At 41.0% G+C, this 5,006-nt stretch carries 4 protein-coding genes and 1 pseudogene; all 5 read left to right on the forward strand.

The genetic code is table 11. The features are described 5' to 3' along the window. Nucleotides 1–2,025: pseudogene (locus tag H5232_RS22085) on the forward strand (type IV secretion protein Rhs); the annotation flags it as partial. Nucleotides 2,026–2,038: 13 nt separating this feature from the next. Then, nucleotides 2,039–2,899, forward strand: a complete 861-nt coding sequence (locus H5232_RS22090; protein WP_182795003.1) for an immunity 49 family protein — start codon at nt 2,039–2,041, stop codon at nt 2,897–2,899. Nucleotides 2,900–3,265: 366 nt separating this feature from the next. Continuing rightward, nucleotides 3,266–3,796 carry a hypothetical protein gene (locus H5232_RS24395; RefSeq protein ID WP_259399736.1) on the forward strand — a complete coding sequence of 177 codons (531 nt, stop codon included), beginning with the start codon at nt 3,266–3,268 and terminating at the stop codon, nt 3,794–3,796. A 235-nt stretch (nt 3,797–4,031) separates the two neighbouring features. Then, nucleotides 4,032–4,568, forward strand: a complete 537-nt coding sequence (locus tag H5232_RS22105; protein WP_182785409.1) for a DUF4303 domain-containing protein — start codon at nt 4,032–4,034, stop codon at nt 4,566–4,568. Nucleotides 4,569–4,635: 67 nt separating this feature from the next. Next, the gene (locus tag H5232_RS22110) at nt 4,636–4,980 is read left to right on the forward strand and encodes an immunity protein YezG family protein (protein ID WP_182785410.1); all 345 of its coding nucleotides are present in this window, start codon (nt 4,636–4,638) and stop codon (nt 4,978–4,980) included. Nucleotides 4,981–5,006: the final 26 nt, after the last annotated feature.

Here is a 5,006-nt window from a genome sequence, read left to right on the forward strand (position 1 = left end):
AATGGTTCAACGTTTTTACAAACCAGTAAGTCAATTAACATCACAGGCTCTGGGCAAGGCGATTTAATCATTCATAACGCCGGCGGCGAAATTAAACTCGATAGCCAAGGCAACGCCACCATCATCGCTACCAATATACTCACCCTCGACAGCAACATTGTCACCTTTGATGGGCCAGTTGATTACGATATAGAAAGCCCGCAAACAGCCAGTAGCCCAAGTGCCTCAAGTCCTGCGAGTATTAGCCAAATCACCGCGTTTGATTTAAGTGACAATACGCTATCTGCAGGCGCACTCGCTCAGCTTGAACTTGAATACTTCTACGATGATGGCTCTGCCATTGAAGGTGTTGACTACCATATTATTGATAATGATGGTGTTGAACACACCGGCACCCTGGCGAATGGCGTAGCAACCTTGGCTAATTTACCACAAGGTAAAAGCCAAGTGACATTGTCAGCAACCACCCAAGCCGATGAGCAACGCCTTATTCAATTGCGCAAAGAATTCAATCAACACCTTACCTCCATGCTTGATGAAATTCGCAGGCAAGCCGCGATTGGGGATGCCATTTTTGAGCAAGAAGACTTTTTTACCCAATGGATGATTGAAACCGGCGCAAGAGCAACGGGTCTGTATCAAGGCGCTAAATCCCTTGTAACGGGTATCGCTGATTTAGTCGTACTAGGGATTGATATCAATATCAGTGTGTATTCGGCCTGTTTTAGAATGATTGACGCCGTTGCAAGTGGTGATAAAAACGCTGTTAAACAAGAACTTGAAACCATTTTAGCCTTTAGCCAAAAAACGACCAGCGCATTATCACAGGCGTTTGAACTATTACTTGCCTTAATGGACGATGCAGACACCCGCAGTGCATTAGCGCGCTTCCCGTATGACTATATTGAAGCGCATTCCTACGTTGATAAACAACGTTTAACCGGTGTTATGGCGTTTGAGATATTATTAGCGCTGTTAACGGGCGGTGCGGGAGCCGCAGCCTCTGCGGCAAGTAAATCCAAGCATCTCGTCAATGCGAATCGCTCATTAGTCGAGATGGCCGACATACTCAAACGCAAGCAACTTAACAAAACCACCTCGCATACCGTGTCGCCTGAGCAACCTAAATTAATTGAGCACATTGACAAACCCGATGCGACATTACAACCAGGTACCAACCGAGGCGTAACCACGCAGGTGTCAGCCAAAGCCCATGCTGACTATTTATTAGAGAATCTTCCCGATGATATTCGTGGCAACTACCGTGCATACACCAATGCAGACGGTAAAGTTATCATACAGCGCATAGATGGGAGTAAACCACCGAAACTGCGTTATGAAAATGGCGCGTTAGTTACTGTATCTGACCAAATCGATGTGTTTAACACCATTTCACAAAAACTAAAAATTAAACACAGCAACTTAGATTCAGCCGCAAGAAAGCGTTTAAAAACATTAGAAACAGCACGTAATAAAGCCGTTGCACAACGTGACGCTGCATTACTGGCAGGCGACGCTAAAGCATTAACAGATGCACAAAAAGCCATGCGATTGGCCAGTGAAGATTTAGGTGAAGAAGCCGCACGCATTTACGTACAACAAAATTACCCTAACGCCAAACCGTTAAACACCAAATTACCCGGTAACGGCAAACAAGGCGAGTTTGACCAAGTGTATGTCATCGAAGATGGTAAAGTCCTTATCATGGAAGCCAAAGGCGGTAATGCAACATGGGGTAGCAGAATAGCTGGAGAGGAACGTGCACAGCAAGGCTCCGCCAAGTACATGGATTCTGTGATTGATAATTATACCGAGCAGATGAAACGCCTCACAAAAGACCCTCGCTATGGTAAAGTCGGCGAAAAAGCGTTTACTGAGCAGGTTGAAGGCATTGAAGATATGCTGGATGAGTTAAGAATTGCAAAAAGAAAACAGGGTATTGAATATATTGGCATACAACAAAAAGCCAATGACAATGGCTTAATCGAGACCATTGATGTGTCTATTTTTGATATCGGATTTTAAGGAGTTATTTTAGATGATTAAAAGCCATTACAGCTTTGCACAAAGAAGCTATGAAAGAGCAATCAAGTTATATAATAGATTGCAAGAAGATGAAATTACTATGATCCAGAAAAACCCTGGCTACCAAATGTATTTTAGCTTTAAAACAAACCTAATAGACACTTTCCCAATGGAAGCCATTGAAAACCCTAATAGCTACCATGCCTGGCTGTACTTGCTACGCGCATCGCAATTAGGCCTCGGTATTTTTCAAAGTAACGCCAATGATGGTCAAGCCTTTCCATTTTTTTATGACGATGAATACCTAGAGGTGGTTGGCAAGAAAAACCCTGAAAATGCAGAGCATCCTGTTTGGCTACTTGCTTTATATGCCGCGATTATCGTACGCAACCAAGACGCCATAGATTTTTTAACCACCATCGACAATGAGGTGTTTGTAAACTCTAATTACGGCAATCAACTCAAACCGTTTGATTATGCCTTAGCTGATTTACTCAAAGGACTGTTCGCCCCAAGCGCCGACTTAGCGCACCTGCTAGAGCAAGCGTATATCACCTCTAACCCGGATGATTACCCTATTGATGAAGCGTATTTGTATGCCAGTCGTCTCAAGTGGCCGTTGGTCTCTGTTATCGAAGCGATTTTCACCGAAAATGGTGAGCAAGCCTACAACAGCACCATGGAAAAAGCTTTATTACTGCACCAAGAATATTACAGTGATGAAGAGCGCATGTGGAATGACCGTGGCGCCATTTCAATACCACTAACCGCAATGGCTGTTATCGCTAAAGAAGTCAAAGGCTATCAGCTCAGCGTTGAAAATGAGTATATTCCTGATTGGTTAATTAATGTAAACCCACCAAAACCAGAATAAACTGAACGTATTAATAATTACTCGCTCTTTAACAACATGGATGTTGGTAGGCTAGGCGCTAATACAGCCGCTGATTAGTGCCCTGCCTTTCATTTTTGCACAAGTAAATTCGAGTCTACGCATTCGTAGCAGCGGGTTTACCCCACGACATAATTCCCCCGCAGCCCACAACGAATTATTATTTGATGATAAAGCCAATGACAGCAACGAATCGATGGAAGGCGCTATTGCAGTATTCCGGCTCTTTACCCAACGAAAGTAGGCAAAGGTGACCCTGTTCAGTATTTACGTAAAATAAACTGGCAAGACTTAGGCAAACAAGCCGCCAGTGAAGTCAAAGCAATTATTAAAAGCTTTAGAGATACCTTGCAAGATATTTCAACCAGCTGGAAATACGACCTCCTACTGCCAGACTCGGCCATTGACGGCATGCAAGCCATGGTCAAACAACTTGATGAAGTCACCCCGCAAATAGACCAAGGGGTAAGAAACGCAGCGCAAGAAATTGGCAATCGCGTAAATAAAGCCCTCGATGAGTTTGAGCCACCGGCAAGCACGGGTGTAGTGGGCAAACCGAAGAAGACGGTAGCCAATGAATTAGAGCCGCCGAAAGGGAATGATTTAAAGGGGGCTAAGAACAAAGCAAATAAGCAGCTTTCTAATAGCTTATTAATTGAAAAGTATGCCAATGAGTTCTTTACGTTAAAACGCAAAGATTTTAGAGCATGGAAAATAAAGCTTGCAAATGAAGGGTTATCTTCAAACGAAATACAGGATGCTATATATTTCGGCTCTTTAAAAAGTGGTAAAAACATGTGGGGAGACAATTGGAAAAATATTATGAAGAAATATCAGGAACTAAATATCCCGGACCTCCCAATCATGCTCACCATTTAGTAGAGAAGAAAGGAGGTGGTAAATATGGTGTTTCAAATCGGAAAATTCTTGAAGATGTAGGTATTAATCCTTTATTATCTAAGGAGAATTTTGCTTGGGCGCCTCTCATAAAAGGACAGCATGGATTAGAGCCTCAGGCTCAACTAAATGAAATGTTGAATACATCTCGGGGCAATAAAAAAGCGATACTCAAAGTATTAGAGCAATGGGCAACAATATCGAAAGGTAGAACAATATGAATCTTGAACAAGAAAAAAATCAACTTGTCGAAGATCTAAGTAATATTTATAAAGCGCTCTTAAAAAAGTTGATTCACAAGTATAAGGATATAAATTCAATAGCTATTCATTGTGATTCAGGCTTTAGTGCATTTGGCTTTTCTTGGAACTCTAATGATTATTTGGAAAAGAAAAAAGAAAAATTTCCTGAAAGCGATTGGCTAATAATCAAATACTCTGTATCTGAGTGGAATAATATTTTTTACGAATATGAGGCATTTAACGACATTAATGAAAGGATAGAAGAAATATTTGATGACCTTTATGATGAAGATCTAACAGATGAACAGATAACTCAATTTTTTTGCGAGATAATCCATGGAGTACTATTGGAACTTACGAAGGTATTTTTTGATCATCGTGCTCCATTTATTTCATTACAATTTAACGATCCTAGTGATAAAGAGATTGACGTAATGCTAAAAATCAATCAACTATTAACAAATAAGCATCGGAATCTTGAATTTGAAAATTATTTAGAAAAAATAAAGTAATTTAAAAATCCCTCATGAATTAAGGAGCTCTCCCTAATTATGACATTTATAATGCTAAGGACAGCATATGCAACCAGATATTAAAAACGTTCCACAACACCTAGGTCAGTTCCTTTACGAGCAAATAAAAGAGCCGTGGCTTGAAGCCCAACTCATTTTAAATTGCGAAGATAAAGGTTTACTTGAATGCCAAGCTCACTTTAAAAAAGCCGATGACTCTAGTGAACAGCCAATTACCGTGACAGACGAGATAGTCGATTTATTCATCACCCTTTTTGAGAATGCCACTAAACACCAACCAGAAAAATGGACGCGCGCCATTTTTACTATTACACGGCAAGGCCAGTTCAACCTGAACTTTGAGCGTGATAATAATGATGATGACGTTATCACTGCACAGCAAACTTATTAAACAATATTGATTTACCCGCTCTTTAA

The sequence above is a fragment of the Pseudoalteromonas sp. SG41-5 genome (assembly GCF_014164495.1).
GTDB lineage: Bacteria > Pseudomonadota > Gammaproteobacteria > Enterobacterales > Alteromonadaceae > Pseudoalteromonas > Pseudoalteromonas rhizosphaerae.